Origin of the sequence: Levilactobacillus mulengensis (assembly GCF_003946045.1) — a bacterium.
GTDB classification, from domain to species: Bacteria; Bacillota; Bacilli; order Lactobacillales; family Lactobacillaceae; genus Levilactobacillus; species Levilactobacillus mulengensis.
In genome coordinates, this window is sequence record NZ_RHNW01000001.1 from 205,834 (window position 1) to 225,968 (window position 20,135).

At 50.3% G+C, this 20,135-nt stretch carries 14 protein-coding genes and 1 pseudogene; all 15 read right to left on the reverse strand.

Annotated elements, in window-relative coordinates; translation table 11 throughout:
* Positions 1-100 precede the first annotated feature (100 nt).
* Positions 101-622 (reverse strand): RrF2 family transcriptional regulator, encoded by a 522-nt coding sequence (locus tag EKM84_RS00945; protein ID WP_125762730.1) that lies wholly within the window; start codon positions 620-622, stop codon positions 101-103.
* A 402-nt stretch (positions 623-1,024) separates the two neighbouring features.
* Positions 1,025-2,155: an RNA polymerase sigma factor RpoD gene (gene rpoD, locus EKM84_RS00950; RefSeq protein ID WP_373306110.1), complete on the reverse strand. Its 1,131-nt coding sequence runs from the start codon at positions 2,153-2,155 to the stop codon at positions 1,025-1,027.
* 10 nt (positions 2,156-2,165) lie between these two features.
* Positions 2,166-4,013: a DNA primase gene (gene dnaG / locus EKM84_RS00955; RefSeq protein WP_125762732.1), complete on the reverse strand. Its 1,848-nt coding sequence runs from the start codon at positions 4,011-4,013 to the stop codon at positions 2,166-2,168.
* A gap of 212 nt (positions 4,014-4,225) precedes the next feature.
* Entirely contained in the window at positions 4,226-4,819 is a 594-nt protein-coding gene (locus EKM84_RS00960) for an SdpI family protein (RefSeq protein ID WP_125762734.1), read from the reverse strand.
* 399 nt (positions 4,820-5,218) lie between these two features.
* Entirely contained in the window at positions 5,219-7,294 is a 2,076-nt protein-coding gene (glyS, locus tag EKM84_RS00965; protein WP_125762736.1) for a glycine--tRNA ligase subunit beta, read from the reverse strand.
* The gene (glyQ, locus tag EKM84_RS00970) at positions 7,294-8,223 is read right to left on the reverse strand and encodes a glycine--tRNA ligase subunit alpha (protein ID WP_125762738.1); all 930 of its coding nucleotides are present in this window, start codon (positions 8,221-8,223) and stop codon (positions 7,294-7,296) included. Before glyQ ends, glyS begins: the two co-directional genes overlap by 1 nt.
* A 313-nt stretch (positions 8,224-8,536) precedes the next feature.
* Positions 8,537-10,648, reverse strand: a complete 2,112-nt coding sequence (locus tag EKM84_RS00975) for a hypothetical protein (RefSeq protein WP_125762740.1) — start codon at positions 10,646-10,648, stop codon at positions 8,537-8,539.
* Complete coding sequence (locus EKM84_RS00980; protein WP_125762742.1) at positions 10,638-14,249, reverse strand: hypothetical protein; 3,612 nt, start codon at positions 14,247-14,249, stop codon at positions 10,638-10,640. The genes EKM84_RS00975 and EKM84_RS00980 overlap by 11 nt, the downstream gene beginning before the upstream one ends.
* Positions 14,250-14,424: 175 nt before the next feature.
* Positions 14,425-15,390, reverse strand: a complete 966-nt coding sequence (locus EKM84_RS00985; RefSeq protein ID WP_125762744.1) for an aldo/keto reductase family protein — start codon at positions 15,388-15,390, stop codon at positions 14,425-14,427.
* 104 nt (positions 15,391-15,494) lie between these two features.
* Positions 15,495-16,652, reverse strand: a complete 1,158-nt coding sequence (locus EKM84_RS00990) for an MFS transporter (RefSeq protein ID WP_125762746.1) — start codon at positions 16,650-16,652, stop codon at positions 15,495-15,497.
* Between the two features lie 6 nt (positions 16,653-16,658).
* A complete protein-coding gene (locus EKM84_RS00995) occupies positions 16,659-17,084 on the reverse strand; it encodes a MarR family winged helix-turn-helix transcriptional regulator (protein ID WP_125762748.1) in 426 nt (141 codons plus the stop codon).
* A 345-nt stretch (positions 17,085-17,429) separates the two neighbouring features.
* Positions 17,430-17,981, reverse strand: a complete 552-nt coding sequence (locus EKM84_RS01000; protein ID WP_164511264.1) for a hypothetical protein — start codon at positions 17,979-17,981, stop codon at positions 17,430-17,432.
* A pseudogene (locus tag EKM84_RS14475) lies at positions 17,978-18,603 on the reverse strand (ATP-binding cassette domain-containing protein). The gene EKM84_RS01000 and the pseudogene EKM84_RS14475 overlap by 4 nt, the downstream one beginning before the upstream one ends.
* A gap of 10 nt (positions 18,604-18,613) precedes the next feature.
* Positions 18,614-19,276 carry a hypothetical protein gene (locus tag EKM84_RS01015; protein WP_164511265.1) on the reverse strand — a complete coding sequence of 221 codons (663 nt, stop codon included), beginning with the start codon at positions 19,274-19,276 and terminating at the stop codon, positions 18,614-18,616.
* Positions 19,269-20,054: a hypothetical protein gene (locus tag EKM84_RS01020; RefSeq protein WP_225418106.1), complete on the reverse strand. Its 786-nt coding sequence runs from the start codon at positions 20,052-20,054 to the stop codon at positions 19,269-19,271. Before EKM84_RS01020 ends, EKM84_RS01015 begins: the two co-directional genes overlap by 8 nt.
* Between the last annotated feature and the right edge of the window lie 81 nt (positions 20,055-20,135).

Sequence of the window (20,135 nt, forward strand, 5' to 3'; positions counted from 1 at the left end):
TGGTCGGAACAGGTTCACACGGTAATTAGCCTGCTGCTTGATACGATTCAATCGACACTCATTGTGCCCATTCATTTAACCTTGCTATTACATCTAGCCGTTAATCGGTCGGACGCTGATTAACGATCCAGGTCGTCCAGTCCAATTTCAGCGGTTGATTCTCTGAAGTTGGCAGGACATCCCCGATACTTAACGTGGCCAGTTGCTGGCGGAAACGCTGCTCGGCATTGCCGAAGACGGCCAGGACATTGGCCACCGGCTGCGAATCCTTGAGGTCCTTTAACCCATAGGTCTGCATGAAGGCGTCCTTCTGATCGAAGTCAAACACCTTCTTGACCAGGCCACTGTTCTTCACGAAGGATGACGCCCCCTCAATCGCATTGAACACGTCTAACAACGTAATCGCATGCGGGTCGCGGGTCAACACGATGCCGCCATCACGCCCAGCCGTCGTCTTCACGATGTCGGCGCTGGCGAGCTTTTGCACGATTTTTTTCAAATAACTGGTCGAAATGCCCAGTCGTTCCGCTACCAATCGACTATGCAGGGGAATCTTGCGGTCCTGCACGCCCAATAACGCGACAATACAGAGGGCCTGTTCCAAACTTGGTTTGGCTTTCACAACGCACCTCCTTTCTAGCAAAAAGTTTGTGAATTTAGAAATCTTAAACGAGATACATTATATCCCCTTTAATCAGATTTTCAAGACTTTTGACCCAATAAATGACATCTGTGACGATTATTCCTTTGTGTAAACGATTTCACAATAACTACGGTTGCTAAACGTTGGACCACCGGCTTTTCTTACCGTCTATCTCGTCCTTTGCCGCTCTAATTCAAGGCGTCAATCTCGTCTATTTTAAGAAAACAGGGCTGTCTCAACGGTCACCGCCATTCCTCGTGCCACAATCCGCAACACCCCCGATTATGCCAGAAGTTAATGAGCAAAGTCGGTCAGCCTGCCCTACCAAAGCAAAAAAATCCCCACAACAACGGTCTCGTTGTCGTGAGGATTTGCCTATCTTTATTCCAAAAAGTCTTTTAATTGCTTGCTCCGTGATGGGTGGCGTAACTTGCGCAGCGCCTTGGCTTCGATTTGACGAATCCGTTCACGGGTAACCCCGAAGACCTTGCCGACTTCTTCCAAAGTCCGCGTCCGACCATCGTCCAAACCAAACCGTAACCGCAAGACGTTCTCTTCCCGGTCAGTCAGGGTGTCCAAGACACTTTCCAACTGTTCCTTTAAGAGTTCGTAGGCGGCGTGGTCGGCAGGACTCGTGGCATCTTGGTCTTCAATGAAGTCACCCAGGTGAGAGTCGTCCTCTTCACCAATTGGGGTTTCCAAGGAAACGGGTTCTTGCGCGATCTTCAAGATCTCACGAACCTTTTCCGTTGGCATGTCCATTTCGGCCCCAATTTCTTCAGGCGTGGGTTCCCGCCCTAAGTCTTGGAGGAGTTGCCGTTGAATCCGGATTAACTTGTTAATGGTTTCAACCATGTGAACGGGGATCCGAATGGTCCGCGCTTGGTCAGCAATGGCCCGTGTAATGGCTTGCCGAATCCACCAAGTGGCGTAGGTTGAGAACTTGAACCCTTTCCGGTAGTCGAACTTCTCGACGGCCTTCATCAGACCCATGTTTCCTTCTTGAATCAGGTCCAGGAATTGCATCCCCCGACCCACGTACCGCTTCGCAATGGACACTACCAGCCGTAAGTTGGCTTCGGCTAATTCTTGCTTGGCTTCTTCTTCACCGTTTTCAATCCGCAAGGCTAAGGCGACTTCTTCGTCGGCCGTTAACAGGTTGACCCGGCCGATTTCTTTCAAATACATCCGGACAGGGTCGTTGATCTTGACCCCAGTGGTCGTGGAGGCTTCCTTTAATTCTTTCTTGGAAACGGCCTTTTGGGCTTTAACGGCCCGTGCATCTGGCTCACCCTTAGCATCAACCACGCTGATTCCGGCATCGGAAATGGTTTCAAGTAACTTATCCATCTGCTTAGCATCCAGCGTGTACGGTGTGGCCACCTTATCCGTCAGGTCATCGTACGTGATGTGCCCGAGCTTTTTGTTATCCTTGATTAAGGCGCGCACCGTCTTGTTGTATGCTTTCTGGTCAAACATTGGTTGATCCGTGGTCTTTTTTGCCATTAAAATACCCCCTAGACTAAAGTTGCTTGTTCGCTTGGCGCTGTTGCTCCAGTTGAACAATCTCAATGACTAATTGCCGTTGTTGTTCGGCATCTCCGAGTCGCGAGGCCTGCGCTAGTTGATTCTTCTTCTGGCGAAGTTGTTCCTCGACCGGAGCCTCATCCATAATGATTGCTAAATAGTCATCAATCTCACGCGGGGTGACCGCCGCGTAAGTTGCCGTTTCTAAATCGATGACAATCTGCTGCAGCCGGTCTTCCTTTAAGAAGTCCGTGAACTGGGCAGTACGGTAGGTTTGATGCGTTTGGAAATAACCTTGGGCCAAGGTGTAGATCACTTGATAATCATCGTGCACAAAGCTGAAGCCGTCAATGTTGCTAACCTTTGCCCAGACATTGCGGTCATGGAGCAAGCGGACCAGTAACAGGCGTTCGGCCCGTTCGAGCCGCGTCAGTGGCCGTTGCTGTTGATGCACGGTCACTGGCGACTCGGGCGGCGCGACTTGCGCTTGGGTCGCCTGCCGCGGACGCTCGCGTTCTTGCTTGGCCGCGGAATCCCGCTGCGTTTGCTTGAGCTGCGCCTGCAAGGCGGCCTTGTCGATGTGAAACTCGTTGGCGACTTGGTTTAAATACATATCCAACTCAACGGGTTCTTGGACCTGGGCCAACAGCGGCATGATCTGATTCACATAGTCCAACTGTTCGCTGTCGGTATCCAGTGCCCGGTTACGCCGTAGGAACCGCAGATTGAACTGCAGGGGCGGCTCCTTGGCCGTCGTCAGCATTTGCCGAAAGGCCTCGTCACCGTGCGCCCGGCGGTACTCGTCGGGGTCTTGCCCCTCCGGTAACTGAATGACGCTTAAATTCAGGTGACTGTGCTGTCCCAGTAGTGTCAACGCCCGGGAGATGGCCCGTTGACCGGGTTCATCCCCATCGTAACACACGTTGAGCTTATCCGTGGTCCGTTCGATCGCGTAAATCTGCTCGGTGGTCAGGCTAGTCCCCATGGAGGCGATGCCGTTGTTCACCCCCGCTTGGGTAGCGGAAATGACATCCATGTAACCTTCAAACAGGGTGACTTCCCCCGCTTGCCGAATGGCTGGGCGTGCCAAATCAAAGTTGAATAGTAGTCGACTCTTGTTAAACAGCGGCGTTTCCGGGCTGTTTAAGTATTTCGGCTGGTCATCGGCCTTCTTGATCAGACGGCCCGAGAAAGCCACCACGTGCCCACTGGCATTCCGCAGGGGAAACATCGCCCGCTCCGTAAAGCGGTCCCGTAACTCCCCTTCGGCATCTTCAATGAAGAGACCCGATTGGCGCAGCAGTTGGTAGTCGCTCTCGTGCTGGTCAAAGAAGGGCTTTAAGAGGCGTTGGCTGGGGGCAAACCCCAGTTGATAGGTCTCAATGGTCTCATCCGTCAAGCCCCGGTCATGCAGGTAATTCAGCGCTGGTTCCCCCGCCTCGGTGTTCACCAAGATGTGGTGGTAAAGTTTGGCCGCTTGTTCCTGTAGATCGATGAGTTGACTGGTCTTGGAGTCCATCTTGGGCCCCGCCGCGTCCTGGCGGTACTCGCTGTCGAGGTCGACGTGACTAAAGTCAGCGACCTTGACGACGGCCTCGGGAAAGCTGACATGTTCTAGTTCCATCAGAAACTTGAATACGTTGCCCCCGCGACCACAACTAAAACAGTGAAAGATCTGTTTGTCTTCCGACACGGAAAACGAGGGCGTCCGTTCCTCATGAAAGGGACAGAGACCAAACAGATTCTTCCCGGACTTCTTGAGCTGGACGTACTGGCCGACCACATCAGCAATGTTGGTCGCCGTTCGCACCGTTTCAATCACGTCTTCGGGTATCTTCGCCACACCATCACTCCCTTACCGTGAATCCCGTTGCGCCCGTAGCCTTGAAAAGTCGCACCCCGGCAATCCGACAAGTGCGACTCTTTAATTGGCCCTACGTGCGTAAAAATACACTATACATACTACTCCTATTACAGCTGGTGTCAACACTTGTGACTCACGTTTGACGGGAAAACCCTGGCCGCTTGTGAAAAAGCCGCCGGTGGCCGACTCCCCTATTTACCACGCTGGAACAACCGGTTGGCATAGGTCCAGGTGCCGATAACCAGGCCAATCACGCCCAGCAGTAAAGCCGCAGTGCCAACGTCCGCACCGAATAGGCCAGCAGCTAGGAAAAAGATCACCCCACACACGAAGCCCAGACGCGCGCCCAGCAAGTTGGTCTTGCGCCAGACGACCGGTGAGGCATACGTTTGGGGAAACCGAATCCCCACGTAATGGTTCCGTGGCACGTAGGCTAGGACCAGTGCCCCAACGGAAAATAAAAAGCCCAGCAACGCCAGACTCTCCGCCGGATTCCGGGGACTGAATGCCCGGGGCGTCAGAAGATACAGCAGACCGTACGCGCTGAAGGTCACGTTCAGGTCCAGGCGAATGTGATCGACGGTCCTGGCATTGCTGGCCTGCTTCACGACCAAGGGGCCGTAGTCCATTAACACGGCAATGATACTAATGATAAACAATGTCCGCAACGAGAGCGCCACCCAGTGGATCTTGGCCATTTGCAACACCCACAAGATGGCTAAAGCCCCTAAGTTGGCCCACACAAACCGGGTTAACTCCCCGTGCGTAAATCTTGGTAATAGCATGTTCCCATCCCATTTCCGTGCTCGCTGAAAGTTGCAGGAGCACTAGTTTAAAACTGACAACGCCGTGATGCAAGCAAACTGACTCCCTACGCGCCGGGCCCAGCAAGCCAACGTCCGGGCCATTGCTCGTGCGCCCGGTACACGCCGTACAGGCCCGCGTTAACCACCCGCCAGCCCCACCGGTAGCGACGATTAACTCCTGGTAGAAGCACCGGCCTCACCTCCTAGCCGTTAAATTGCTTACAGTGTAGGGCCACTGCGTCGATATGGCCGGCCAAATTCACCAGTAACAACTGGAACCGAACAAACGGTGGCAAGCCCAGTTAAGGGTAAACAAAAAACGCCCGCCACATCCCATTTGTTGGGAATGACGAACGTTTCGCAAACGCACTTCGTTATTTATTTAACGACCAATTGGTCCAAGTCACCCAAGGTCAACGCTAAGGTTGCCAAGTGGCTCAGTTCAGTTAACCGGTTGTTCCGAACGGCATCGTTCTTGTCCATGACCATCGTGGCTTCAAAGTAAGCGGCAATGGTTGGTTGGATGCCGGCCAGGCTAGCGTACAGAGCATCTAAGCCCTTGCCAGCGGCGGCAGCAACTTCGGCAACACCCTGGTCCAGCGCACCTTCACTGTCATTTTCAAACAGCTTGGCGTCGACCGTGGCGTCGGCCAATTCGGCTGGGGCCTTTTGGGCCAAACGAATCACCCGCGTCAGAGATTCGATGACGGCCTTGAAGTTGTCGTCAGCGGCGTGGCTGGCCAAAATGTCAGCGGCCGTGAAGATCTGCAAGACGTCACTGCTGGAGCCGGCGGTCACGGCATCGATGATGTCATGACGCTGCTTAGCAGAACGCAAGATCTTACGGATCCGGTCCTTAATGAAGGTCACCATGGCGTCGATTTGACTAGCTTGGTCCAGCTTAGGAGCCACGTTAGCCGTGTCTTCGGCGGTGATAAAGTCACTGGCTAATTCAGCGACTGGCAAGGACCACTTCTGGTCACGCGCGATCCGCACGATCCCGGTTGCCTGACGCCGCAAAGCGTAAGGGTCGTTGGAACCGCTAGGAATCATGCCAGCAGCGAAGAAGGTCAAGATGCTATCGAACTTGTCGGCCAAGGCCAAGACCGCACCCGGAACGGATTCTGGTAAGGCCCCATCGGCTGAGATAGGTTCGTAGTGTTCGCGAACGGCTTGGGCAACGGCTGGGTCTTCACCTTGCAGTAAGGCATACTTTTCACCCATGACCCCTTGGAGTTCGGCGAATTCACCGACCATCCCGGTCACCAGGTCAAACTTGTAGATTTCGCTGGCGCGTAAGGCGGCCTTGGCTTGGGCATCGTTTAAGTCGAAATGCTTCGCCAAGACGCTCACGATTGCCTTAACGCGGTCCATCTTTTCGGCCATCGTACTAATCTTATCGTGGAAGCTAACGGACTTGAGCCGTTCCACGTAATCGGCAATGGTCTTCTTTTGATCTTCCGTGTAGAAGAACATGGCGTCTTCCAAACGGGCCGTCAGAACCTTTTCGTTCCCGGCAACCACGTTTTGGAGGTCGTGGTCGTTCCCGTTACGAACGGAGATGAAGTTAGGCAAGAGCTTGCCGCTGGCATCGCGCGCGTAGAAGAAGCGTTGATGGTCACGCATGGAGGTGATCAGAACTTCTTCGGGGATGGTCAGGTATTTCTCGTCGAAGCTCCCTTCAAAGGCAGTTGGCCATTCAACCAGGTTGTTGACCTCTTCCAACAGGCCAGCGTCAATGTTGACCGTCCAGCTGTGGTCGGCCGCAATCTTTTCAATCTGTTGCTTGATCAAGGCCTTGCGCTTGTCGGCATCGGCAATGACGAACTGGGCGGTTAAGTCGGCTTCGTAGTCGGCAGCCGTGGCAACGTCCACGTCGGTCCCTAAGAAACGGTGACCGCGGGTGTTGCGACCGGTCGTGACGTCCAGGATGCTAAACGGAATCACGTCGGCATCTAACAGCGCCACGATCCAACGAATTGGCCGAACGTATTCGAAGTGATGGGTGCTCCACTTCATCATGGTTGGGAAGGTCATGGCCGTGATGACGTCCTTCAAGCCAGCCAAGACGGCGGCAACGGGTTCACCGGCAATAAACTTGTCGACGTAAACGTATTCGGTCCCCTTGATTTCCTTGAAGGTGATGTCGTCCGGGGTCAGACCTTGGCCACGGGTAAACCCGATAGCGGCCTTCGTCCAGTTACCATCGGCATCCTGAGCGATCTTCTTAGCGGGTCCCTTGACGGATTCGCTGATATCTTCTTGCTTGTCGGCTAAGCCACTGATTTGGATGGCTAAGCGCCGGGGCGTGGAGAACGGCTTGATGTCCGTGTAGTCCACTCGTTGTTCCTTTAAATAGTCAGCCGTGCGCTTGACCAGTTGCTTGATAGCTGGCGTCACCACGTGGGCTGGCATTTCTTCTAGTCCAATTTCAAGTAAAAATGTGTGTGCCATTATTTTTTGGCCTCCTCATCGTCTGCTAATAGTTTTGCACGTAAGGCTTCATCCTTGACCAATGGGAACCCACGCTTCTTCCGTTCAGCAACGAAGGCACGCGCCACGGCCCGGGCCATGTTCCGGATGCGAGACAGGTAGCCGGCCCGTTCAGTAACGGAAACGGCGCCCCGGGCATCGAGCAGGTTAAAGGTATGGCTGCACTTCAGGATGTAATCGTAAGCTGGGTGCACCAGACCATTGGCAATTTGCTTCTTGGCTTCGTCTTCGTATTCGTCGAAGTGGCGGAGCAACATGTCTTGGTTGCTTTCTTCAAAACTGTACTTGGAGTGTTCGTATTCGGGCTCCTTGAAGATGTCCCCGTACTTCACGCCATCGGCCCATTCCAGGTCGAAGACGGAGTTGACGTCTTGCACGTAGGAAGCTAACCGTTCCAACCCATAGGTCACTTCGGAAGTGACGGGATCAACTTCCATCCCCCCAACAACTTGGAAGTAGGTGAACTGGGTGATTTCCATCCCGTCCAACCAAACTTCCCAACCAACACCGGCACAACCCATGGATGGGTTTTCCCAGTTATCTTCAACGAACCGGATATCATGTTCGAGCGGGTTGATGCCGAGTTCCTTCAAACTGTTCAGGTAAAGTTCCTGAATGTTATCAGGTGAAGGCTTCATGATCACTTGGAACTGGTGATGTTGATATAACCGGTTGGGGTTTTCCCCGTAACGACCATCGGCTGGTCGGCGAGAAGGTTCAACGTAAGCGGCGTTCCAAGGTTCTGGTCCGATCGCCCGTAAGAAGGTGTAAGGACTCATGGTCCCGGCCCCTTTTTCAGTATCGTAAGCTTGCATCAGCATGCAGCCCTGTGCGGACCAGTACTGTTGTAACTTTAAAATGATTGCTTGCATGGACAGTTTTTCTGTCATGGGTGCTGTTTCCTCCTTAAATTTCAAACAAATAAGCGCAAAAAAATCCCCACGAGAATTCACCGAGGCAAATTCACGTAGGGACGAAAAAATTTTCGCGGTTCCACCCTACTTCTAGTCACAGACTGACTAGCAGCTTACTTGGAAACGACTCCGAATGTGCCAACCCACAGCACCCGTTATCCGGCTAACACTACCCCGGACTCGCTGAGAACAACCACTGCGTTTTTCATTCATCATAATCGACTTATTTAACTGAGTTTTATGATAGTCGTCTGGGGTGGGGTTGTCAATGGATTTAGGGGAAACGGTATTAATCCGTGTTGGCAGCGGAGGCCCCCTTTATTTGGTTTGTCCGATGCCGCCGAAGATCAGTGTATTCTCGTAAATATTTAAAGGGAAACGGAATGACGGTGTATTGATTCAATCGGACAAAGCCGACCTGCATGAGTGATTCTAGCTCATGGAAAATTTCACACACGTCTGCCTTCGGTTGCAAACTTCCAATCGCCACAATTTTTTTCAAGGGAATCGCCCGCTTCTGCTGGGCTTCTAGCGGATTATTGCGCCCGATAAAGTAATAGGTATCGCCATTTAATTCAAGCAAGCCCATCCCACAAGTTCCTGTCCAGTATGCTTCGAACGCCTTTTGCCGAATCGGCAACTTTAACCATTGACCCTGAGCCTGATGAAACGCGGCGTTGAACGCTTTCATGGCGTTCAGCTTCCAGCTCAATTTAAGGGTCATTCGCAACTCTCGAATCGTCAACTCGGTCTTCCGTAGCTGTGTGAGTTCGGCAATCAGCTGTTGCTGCTGCGACACGTGCTTCTGGTCGATAACCAACCCCTGGGCAACCGTCAACAGATTCTGTCGACTAACTAAATTTTCTTCGCTGGCCGAATGCAACTGAGAAGTAATTTTTTCTGCATCTGGGACCGTGATCAAATCCGTCCCATAGATGGCAAAGAGACCAGATTGGCTTTGAATAGCCCCCTGTAACAAATAGGGATTTTCCCCAGTTGCAGCCAAAATTCTTTTAACTGTTTGCTGGAGCTCAGTTGCGGTAGAATCGTTGATTTCGCCTTGAATATGTGTCTCTTCAAAAATCACTCGTTGATCAGGTGTAATGGTTAAGCGCGTCACAACAAGGTTTAGCGGTTCCGCCCGTTTGCTCAGTCTATTGAAAAACAAATACTTAAAGTGACCAGCGGTGTCTGCCTTCACAGCTGTAGGCAACCGTAGCTTTCCGGCCGAAATATCCCGTTTAACTAGCAGCTGGACTACCGTCATCAAGAATTGATTATTCGCCATCAGGTCAGCTTGCTGGTCACCCTGCCACTGATACTGCTGTTTGTCCGCATCAAAGTCCCCAAACTTCTCAAAGGTTAAATGTTGAATTACTTGATCATTACGACCAACTTGATAACGTGGGTCCTGCTCGTCCAGCACGACTTGCAGATTTAATCCTGCCACAGCTCGCTCACCGACCGAGACTGTCACTCCCGCCTGTACAAGTTGGGGGCTGGTCTGGACTCTGTCCGCCAAATGCGCGACTAACGCCCAAACGTGGGGTTCGCCAGCATCACCGACAAAATGCAGACTCTGACCTTTTAGTAACGCCATCACCTGCTTGATTGCTGGCACCCTTGTTTTTGGCGAATAAGCCATCACCTCACTGGCGTGAAAATGCGGCAACTGGCAGAAACAATCCCCGTACGCCTGCTTGAGATCTTTCAGAAGGGCATTCTGAAGGCCCACCTTGGTTTGTGCGAAATCAGCCAGTGTCCGCAGCGTAAAGAAATCAATCGTGTTTTTCCGGCCATGAACATGATGCTGGTCCCACAGTTGTCCGGGTGCCATAGCTGACCACCTCAGGCACCCGTCACTGGCTAAAAAACCCATTTTTTGTGGTGCCACCACTGGTTTAAAGGTCCGCGTGCGCAATTGTAAAATATGATCTTTTAAGTCGACCTCGACCGCAACCAACGTTTTTTCTGTTTGTCTATGCACTAATAACAAACGGTCAGTGGCTCGCTGATTTCTGAGTACGAGTTGATCATCAAACTGACATTGCTTGACTGCTTTGAGCATGAGCATAACAATTGTGTCCGGGGTAATTTTCTGCTGGATAGCCTGCTGCAGTGTCACAATTTTTGGGTGAACGCCGGTGATCTCTTGCGGAATTGGCTGGCTTTTGGCCATCAATGCTAAATACCGACTGGGACCAATTGCCTTACCTGCCTGAGCATCGTATTGCTTCGCCAACTTATGAATCGCTAAAACTGGGCAAGCATCGAACCAACTTGGTAGTTTACCGGGATGGTCCGTTTCAACTAAAATTAACCGCAATCGCTGATTAAAGCCGACTTCATTGAATTCATAGTCCACTAAATTTGTCAAAGCTACCGGTACGTTATCTACCATTTAAAAAGTCCCCCATCATTTTTTCCTGTTCAGGCGTCAAAGCAAATTTCCCCTGTGCATCTAACAACTGCGGTACCTCCATAATTTGTCCATTACGCGTTATTTTCGGCACAAATTTTTGTGTCCCAGTCGTTTCAATCAAATTTACGATGAGGACCCGCCTACTGTGTAGCTCTTGCGCATCAGTCAGACGATTCAGTTTATCTTGCACATGCCTGCGTTCTGCTATGGCCGATTGATTGTGAGGATGCCGCCAATTCTTAAAATCAAGATAAACGTGGTCCGCCGTTTGAAAATCAAAGAGCTCATGATTATCTGCAGAGAGCGTCCTGAGTTTAACCGACCAGCGGTCCTCAAGAATAAATTTGCCGGCAACCTCGCCAAGTATCCCCAAGTAATTATCAAACTGAACCGGATTGACAATAAACCCAGTCTTCTCCCAAGTGGTTGCCCACCCCTGAGAATCGAAATATGCCTGCATCCCCGGATATTTCAGCAGGGTAGGCAGTCCCGCCGTCTCAGCAGAAACTTCTTCCGTCCCACGACTATCCGTTCCAAACGTAAAGTTCTCACCGGATCGGGCAACCTGATATTGACTTACCTCGCTGTCTAAATAGGCACCCTCTGGTTTCTTCTCCCACTGATGGTACTGATCAAAAGTGGGTGTGGGCTGGCATAATAAGTGCTCCCTAAAATCTTGATACCGGTTAGCAGTCTTGGTATCCTTCTGAAGTTGGCCCGCCATTTCATTAACCGCATGCTGCGTTTCCAGAGTTCGGTTAGACCAGCGTTCAAACTGAATTTTCTCGCTCGTCTGAACCGAATCGGCCGCTTCTCGTTGCAGGTTGCGAATGGCCTGGGCTTCAGGTCCCAACTGATAGTCAGCCAGCATGGATACGTTAAAGTAATTCCGGACATCCGCTCCTAAAATTACGAGTGTTTCTGGCAGCTTATTAAATGACCGGTCCATTCGACCGAGTGCTTGCAAAATAACCTGCGTATGGGCGCCAACATAACTAATTGTGTTTCGAAATTGTTTGGCCGGAATTCCTAAGCTTTGCTTCTTAGCATATTTACTAATATCCAGGAGCGAGACCTCACTATTGTCTGCCAAACTCAGCAATTCATAGCAGGCACGAATCCACTGCGCCTTACTTTTTTCGGTTGCCACTTGCGGAACCAGGGTGAAAATATTCGTGACCCGTCCCAAATAGATTCCGGCTAAATCCACCATCTGTCGTCGTGGATCATTCGAATTGGCATCAGCCGGAGATATGTCAACTGTCTTACCTGCCTCAAGTGTTCCGATGTTGTGTTGAAGGTTTTGACCAACCCCCAAGGTGGCGTACGAGCTCAGTAAGTACACCCGTGTTTCTTCTTTGGATGGCAGCTTAAGTGCGGCCGTAATTTGGTCGTCAACCAATTGCTCATCTGTCGTGAACTTTTTGGCAATTGGTCGTAATTGTGGTTGATGCGGCTCATCTGTACACAGTAACTGTGACAGTAATTTAAAGACCTGCGTCACAAAATTCAGTGACATCTGAATTTCATTTTCCTCCCCTTTTACCTTGGGCAATACGCTTTGTAATCCCAGGAAGGTCGTCTTATCTGAAAATCCCAGAAAGCAGATAAAACTCATGAACAAATCCAAATAGCGTTGCTGAACAAACGAAACCAGTTGCCGTTCACCCTTACTCGGATAAGTGCTATAAATTTCTCGCATCTTTTGTTTGACCAGCATCTCAAGTGTCCTTAACTGTCCCAGCTGCTCGGGACCCAAGGCAACCTCAGGGCACAGTTCATGAATTAATTGGCGCATGCACTCGCCGCTCTCAGCAGAGACCTGTACCTTAGCCGTTTCCTTGACAATCACTTTAGCCCCATTTGCCCGACAGCGCTGACTAGTGTCAAATTGCTTCTGAACACTTATAGGTAAATCCGCCAACCCATCTATGAGTCGGTCGCCTAACTGCTCACGAATAAAGTTGAAATCGAAGTTGTTAATCACCGTATCAACCTTAACCGTCGCGGACATGCCGACCACTACCCCACGTTTAGCCAGATGAATGAGAAACTTCTCTGGGGTTTCTTGGACTAACGCCGCACTAATCTTTGTTCGATTCAAATGGGCATCACTATCCGTTAAGGCAATCAGTTGCAGGCCGTTTCGTTGCAGGTAGCGGCCACACTGACCATCAGTTGTGGGCTTCACCGTTTTACGGTATTTCAAAGGCGCCTGATGATACATGCCGAGGACTAATTTCTTGGAGTCAACGGATAACCACAGGCAATCACAAATTGTGGCAATTGCATCTTCTAGTTCCAATTGATTTTCAATCACCAATCGTTGCGCGTTAACTTGCTGACAATACTTCCCAGCCCATTCGACCAACAGGTGAATAAAGCTACTGAAAAACTGACTCATCCTTTGAATCATTTGATAAAATTTTAAATCATTCGTCACAACACGTTGTCCGGATAAAACAACCCGCCTGCCTGGAAGGTCACGGTGACTCCACCACCCGTGACTACTACTAATCGTGAGACTGTCCAGATTAAAGATAAAATTAGTCGTCGTCATCGCATCAATTGTTTTATAGTCTTCCGTTAGTTCATACTGTGCGGCTAGGTGATTGACTCGTTTCTTTAGTTGACCAAATTTTCCCCGCTGCCGCAGCACAGACATTACGTCTTCTGGTCGTTTCTTTTGTAGATTATTGACGCCGCTTCGGATTTCCCGAAACAATGACAGAAAATCCAGTGGGACCTTCGTTGCGTCATCAATAATTTTATCGACCAGTTGAGATTTCATCTCATCAACTTCATCTAAAATAACCGTGGCGTTGCCGAGGCAACTAGTGGCAGTGACTGGGATGGACCTCTGACTATAAAAAGACGGAAAGGTCCGCACAAACTTTGCCCATGTGAGCAGCACCAACTGGTATTTTTTAAGATTGATTTCGGGAAAGTACTGATTCAAATAGTGTGCTAAGTCCGTCTCATCCGCATTGACATATTCTTCAAGCGTCACCTTATCCGCCTTCGTCAGTGGGTCGCTGAGCATTAACGTTCGTCGCAATATTTTGATAACTTCTCGTTTAAATGTTGTGTACGCCAATTTTAAATTTTGAAAATCATTACGGCCGGCCAGGGACTGTTTCTCTGGCTGCTGATTATAGCGTTCATGATAGGTTTGCAAGTTACCCAAGGCTTGTTTAACTTTTTCACTTGCTGATAGTTCTGCTGGGAATTGACTGGTAATGACCTCACCCGTTATTTCCTCTAAGGCGTGTAATACAGCGATTGTCCGGTTGAGATAGGCTTCACGAGCTGCTGAAGTCTTAAACGGACCATTTTTCTGCTCAAATTCATGCGCAACGGCTGCCCGAAAATCTGCGATATGCAAATTGTTCTTTTTAACAGTGACGAAAAAGAAACGCCTGTCAGTTGTGTTGACAACCGTTTGACTAATATAGTGAATAATTCCGTATGTCTTCCCACTACCAGTTGGTGCTGGCACGGTCACCAAACAACCAGGGTCGTCCGCCGTGGTCAGCCGCTGAGCTTTACCAAAGATCGCGGAAAAATCTAATCCAGTCATTTACTCACTCCTTCACTTATGTATTTTCCAAGTTAGCAGTGTGTAAAATGCCTGTCAATGTGCTTTACAACCTTGATACAAAAGCTTTTCGAAGTCTTTACAGACATACGCTTTAGCAATTAAAAAAGCACATCCACCAGCTCAAGTCGAGCGGTCGAATGTGCTTCATGATTCATTAAATTTCGCGGAAAAACTTCTTAAAGCCAAATAGTTTATCAATACGAGCTTCATACTCGGTTGGAATCTCCAGGTCAACGGCCTTTAAATTATTCTGTAGCTGTTCGGGTTTGCTGGCCCCGATGATCAGGCTGGAGATACGGGCATCCCGCTTGTCCCAGGCCAACGCAAAGGTTGCCAGATCCGTGTCCAATTCTGCGGCCATCTTAGCGAGTTCTGCCACTTTTGCCAAATTTTCTGGCACCAGTTGCGCCTGCAGGTCTGGTTGGAACGTGCCCCGGGATCCGGCCGGTGCGGGCTGACCCTGCCGGTATTTCCCAGTCAATAGTCCCTGTGCTAAAGGTGAAAATGGTACGACGCCCAGTCCAAGCTCGCCACACAGGTCCAACAGCTCATGTTCAATGTAGCGATCAAACATGTTGTACTCGGGTTGCACCACGGTAATTGGGTGTAGCCCACGTTCTTGAATGATCAGCTCCGCCTTTAAAATTTGCACCGGCGTCCATTCGCTGACCCCATAGTAGAGGATTTTGCCTTGATCGACCAAGCCACTCAAGGTCGTCAGGGTTTCTGCTAGCGGCGTCTGTGGATCGAAGCGGTGGCAGAAGTACAGATCCAAGTAATCCGTTTGGAGATTGGTCAGCGACTGGTCGATGGATTCGGTGATATGTTTCCGTGACAGGCCACGGTCATTGACGCCTTTGCCAGATGGAAAGTAAACCTTACTGGAAACCACCAATTCCTTGCGGGGGAACTGTTGGAGGGCCTTGCCCAAGAAACGTTCGGCGGCCCCGCGACTATACACGTCCGCACAGTCGAAATAGTTAATGCCACTTTCATAGGCCAGTTTGATGCTCTGCGCGGCCAGGTCCTGTTTGGCGGCATCACTAACATCCGTGAGCCAGCTGCCCAATGCTAATTCACTGACGCGTAAGCCTGATTTGCCTAATTGCCGATACTTCATATGTAAGAACTCCCTTTATGTCAAAATAGTAAGAATTCAATTAAAATTCAATATGAAGTTAGTTTACCACGACAACGACAACTGGCCCATTGATTTGTTAGCCATTAAGCCAGGCCACGTCGATTTTCCCAATAGACCCCGACGATGGCGGGCAACGTGATGGCCATGACCGGATAGAGCCAGATCCATGGCAGGAAGGTCGTAATGACCCCCGCCAGCATCGGCCCCAGCGTCATCCCCAGGTCGATTCCGATGTAGAACGTGCTGTTGGCAAGTCCCCGGTCGGCCTTGGGAACCAGCGTCAGTGATTTGGCCTGGCAAATGGAGAACATCAGTCCATAGCCGGCAGCTAAACCCACCGCACCCACAATCAGCATGGCCCAGTTGTCCATATCGGTCAGTCCCACGATACCAATCAGGTTGCACCCCAGGCAAATCCAGAAGAATTTTCTAAACGGCACTCGGTCAAAGGCATCCCGAAGAATTAACCGCATCGCCAACAGAACTAACGCGTAGACGGGGAAAAAGGCCCCCGCCGGAATGGCAAAGCCCCGGTGAAAGACGTAGCTCACGATGTACGTCTGCGTGGCAAAGTATGGTAGTGAGAACAACAGGAGAATGGCCGCCACCGGCACGACTTTGGGTTGAACCAGCCGTAATTTTTCGTGCTGGCCCTTACTTTTACGGTAATCGGGATGGGGCACACTCTTATCCCCAACAAACTGAATCGTCAGGAGCAACAGGATAATGAAGCCAGTTGCCACCCAGAAAACACTGCGGTACCCAAAGTGATGGTACAGGAACACACTAACGGCGGGTCCAATTGCCATGCCCAAGGCATTTGCAATCCCGTAGATGCCCATCCCCGCGCCGATACGGTCGGCCGGTAACAGACTTGCCATCCAGGTCGCCATGCAAACGGAACATAGCGTGTAGCCAATCCCGTTGACGACCCGCCACAGCATGATCAGGGGCACCGCCGTGGAGACCCCATACCCAATGCAGGCAATCAAAATAAAGCCGGCGCCGATTGAACTTAAGCGATACTTAGAAAAACGGTCGGTCAGATTCCCTGCTAACGGCCGAAGAAGCAGTGATGTCAGGTTCATCATCCCGGCAACGATTCCGGCAAGCACACTGTTAGCCCCTACATTACTTGAAAAGCCCGCAATAATGGGATTGACCAGCATCGGACTCATCAAAAAGAAGAAGCTAGCGGCTAAAACTAATTTAACATCTTTCGTGTATAAGCGTGTTTTCACACGACCTCAGTTCCTTTCCAAATTTTGACCGATTCGGCCGAGCATCGCCAATAATTGCTGCTGATCGGCGGGCGTGAACCCGGTAAATAGTGCCTGGCTGGTCGTCTTGATGTGCGCATTTAACTGTTGAAGCTTGTCCCGCCCCGCTGGTGTTAACGCGACCAACTTAGCCCGGCCATCAGCGGGGTTCGGTTGTAAGACTAACAACTGCCGGTCGACTAGGCGCTTGACCATGAGTCGAGCCGTCTGGTGGGTCACCTGTTGCTGTTCTTTGAAGTCCGTAATCGTTCCCGTGGGATGGTCCGTGAAGAATCGCAGGGCATCCGCCTGCGCACTCGTTAACGATAGGTTCCGGACAAAGAGATTTCGTTGGTGGCGAATCTGTCGTCCCAGTAAGACTAATTTCCAAGAAACCAATTGGTCACTATTCATGTCATCACCTCATTGATAATTATACAGCTAGCTGTATTGTTTTGAAAGTGAGTAGTTGTTTTCGATTACTATTTTAACCGTGAAAGCGGCTGAGAATAAATCTAATCCCTTGTGGTTCTGGTAAAGCGGATGCTCACTACTTGCGGAGTCATTCCAATTTTCTCTGTTGCCTTGACTAAGAGTTGAAAGTTAACGGCCAACAGCCGCCACACTCAAACCATGACCGACTATGTGGCAGGGTCTAATAACTGACCGTATTGAAATACAGGTCAAAAAAAGATGGCGTCCCCAATTTCTGAGGGCACCATCTTCTCTCCATCCAACGATAGTCAAATCTTCCATTCGCTAGGCTAAAACCGATCCATCATGACCCAGATTCAATAACACAGAGTACTTCACAAACTGGTCTGAACGTTCTGGGACCAGGAAGCTAAATCGCGCAGATTGTTGGCGTTGCCGATAGCTGTTAGGAATCACCAGGAAGCGCAAAGTCACATCTTTTATCGTCGGCTGTTGCCATTCCCTTTCTGTGTAATACCGTCCATCGGGATGTTGCATGCCGCGCGATTGATTACTGATACTATACGGAATGTTTAGCCACATATTTTCAATCATATTTAAATTATTGGCGTGAAAACCGTAGTTAGCTGGCTTTATCGATTGCATGAATAAATGCAGCGTGACTTCCTTGCCGTCGGTGACTGTTCGCTGCGTGGCTGCCAGCATTTTGAACTGAGCTTTCCGGCTTCCGCTCCATTGATGTGGCTGCACAATTTGCTCGACAACTGGCTTGGTCGTCACACCACGATTCAACCGTTGAAACTGCCAAGCACCCCCTAAAACGAAGGCGATAACTACCAGCAGTCCCCCAATAAAGTGCTGTCGTTTTCTCATCATCTAACGGTCCCCGCTTCAACGCGTAGCTGTCGATCCGCTACGGCGGCAACGAAGGCCTGGTCATGCGAGGCAATCACCAACGTGCTCCCACCAGCTTGTAATTGTTTTATGTAGGCAACTAATTTCTTGATGCTGGCCGCATCCAACGCATTCGTGGGTTCATCTAAAACAATCAGTTCACTTTTCCCTAATACTGCCTGGGCAATTCCCAATTTCTGCTTCATCCCTAGCGAAAAGTGACGTACCTTAGCAGAACGTGAAGTCGGCAAATCAAATTCCGTTAATAGGTCTAACAGCGCATCGTCTGTCACGCCCGGCATCAGATCAGCAATCAGCTGCAGATTAACTAACGCCGAAAACTCCGGGAGTACACTGGGGCCTCAATCATAATTCCTGCCGTGATTGGATAGGCTTGACCGACCTTGATGGGGGTTTGTTTGACCCTGATTATCCCTTGCGTTTTCATCAACCCCAGCATGGCTTTTAAGATAAGCGTCTTGCCAGAACCGTTAATGCCCGTCAATACCGTGACGGTGCCCGCTTCAATCTCCAATGAAACATCTCGTAAGACTGATTGGTGCTTGAAACGTTTGCTTACATTTTCCATTTGAATGAGTGCCATGGTCTCCCCCCTAGCTATCGCGCCAATCAATCAGCCAACGTAACCCGATCAGCGCCACTCCCCAGCCCAAGCACACAACTAAGGCAGCTACCCAATGACTGCCAAACGGGGCCAGGTGTATGTATTTAAAAAATGGCGAGGCGGGTTGCCGTAATAAATCTAAGCCGACCACTTCCAACAGCCAGGTACCCAGTACGGCCACGACTTTTTTGCGTAGTGACCAGTACAAAATCAGACTGAGGGTAACAAAGAATCCTTGATGCATACCCATTTGCAAGCATCCCCACAGTATAATTTTTACGGCTACCCAATGACCTAAAAAATAGCCTCGCCACAACAGGCCGCCCGTCCATAGTCCCCATAACATCCCCTGCAGGATGAGATTTTGGCTCAACAATTGCCAAAACCAAACCCGCTTGCGACCCACTCGACCATAATCCAATAACCGGTAGTCGAAAAGGCTGAGCCCCGCCATCAAACAGAGGGGCAAATAGATTGTGCTGAACAGCTGACTGCTGAACAGATACGCATAAATAGTGGGCGCAGTTACCCCTGGTTGAAACGTTTCTCGTGACAGGTCAGCTAAAAAGAGGCTCATGAATACAATGAGCAGACACCCACTGCGCCAACGCAACCGTAACTGATGAAATTGCTGTCGCCAGAGTCTACGCATAAAGGTATCGCCGCCAGCCAACTGTCATCAGCCCAAAAGTGACAACGCCTAAACCTAACGTCAGGACCACTAACGCTGATCCCGTCACGCTGGCACTAGCCGATTCCTTCAAAAGATTAGCGGGTGCCAAACTGTGGGGCAACCAGTTGAGATTATCCACCATCAGCAGACCAATCTGTCCAAACACCATACTACTGAACGCCACAAACGGCTTAGTCGTAAAAAAGCTTAAGCCCGTGACCAGACACGATAGCAAGGCGCCCCAGACAAAGACCATGCCAATCGACAACATCGCGTGCCAGAATGGATGCGCATAGAACAATCCCACATTGATCGTATTATCCTGAATCACCAAGACATTGCTATGTAGGAGATTATCCGGCTGTAAATTGGGTAGAACTAGTAAATAGGCCAGCAAGTTCATGACTAGCGGTCCACTCACGACTAGACCCCCTAAAATAAACGACCAACCGAAATACCCCCGAAAAATCGTTTTTACCGACCGTTTCATCCGCAACTGATAGTGAAACCCATTGCGCAGGTCCTGTTGCAACAGACTCCCCACCGGCAACACTGCAAGCAGCGGTAGTAACAAATAATACGCCATCGCAAGTGCACTAAAATTATCAATGCCAAGCCACTCCGTATAGGGTGACAAGAAGAACGGATTGTGTCCAACTAATCGGGGCAACTTCTGTAAGAATTGTCCCATTGCCACACTAACTGCCAGTCCAAACGCTACCATGAGCCAGCGGCGGTTCAAGCGGTGCCAAATCATCCCCAAATTATTCTCCCCCAGTGATCACAAAATCTTGCCAGTCATTTTCTGAAAATCGTATCTCCAGAATAGCATGTCGAA

Coding starts and splice junctions, on each gene's coding strand:
- EKM84_RS00960 (WP_125762734.1), bottom strand. CDS start 4,819: ATGCTATTACCAAGATTTACGCACGGGGAGTTAACCCGGTTTGTGTGG.
- EKM84_RS00980 (WP_125762742.1), bottom strand. CDS start 14,249: ATGACTGGATTAGATTTTTCCGCGATCTTTGGTAAAGCTCAGCGGCTG.
- glyS (WP_125762736.1), bottom strand. CDS start 7,294: ATGGCACACACATTTTTACTTGAAATTGGACTAGAAGAAATGCCAGCC.
- EKM84_RS00985 (WP_125762744.1), bottom strand. CDS start 15,390: ATGAAGTATCGGCAATTAGGCAAATCAGGCTTACGCGTCAGTGAATTA.
- EKM84_RS00995 (WP_125762748.1), bottom strand. CDS start 17,084: ATGAATAGTGACCAATTGGTTTCTTGGAAATTAGTCTTACTGGGACGA.
- EKM84_RS00975 (WP_125762740.1), bottom strand. CDS start 10,648: ATGGTAGATAACGTACCGGTAGCTTTGACAAATTTAGTGGACTATGAA.
- EKM84_RS01020 (WP_225418106.1), bottom strand. CDS start 20,054: ATGATTTGGCACCGCTTGAACCGCCGCTGGCTCATGGTAGCGTTTGGA.
- EKM84_RS01000 (WP_164511264.1), bottom strand. CDS start 17,981: ATGATGAGAAAACGACAGCACTTTATTGGGGGACTGCTGGTAGTTATC.
- EKM84_RS01015 (WP_164511265.1), bottom strand. CDS start 19,276: ATGCGTAGACTCTGGCGACAGCAATTTCATCAGTTACGGTTGCGTTGG.
- glyQ (WP_125762738.1), bottom strand. CDS start 8,223: ATGACAGAAAAACTGTCCATGCAAGCAATCATTTTAAAGTTACAACAG.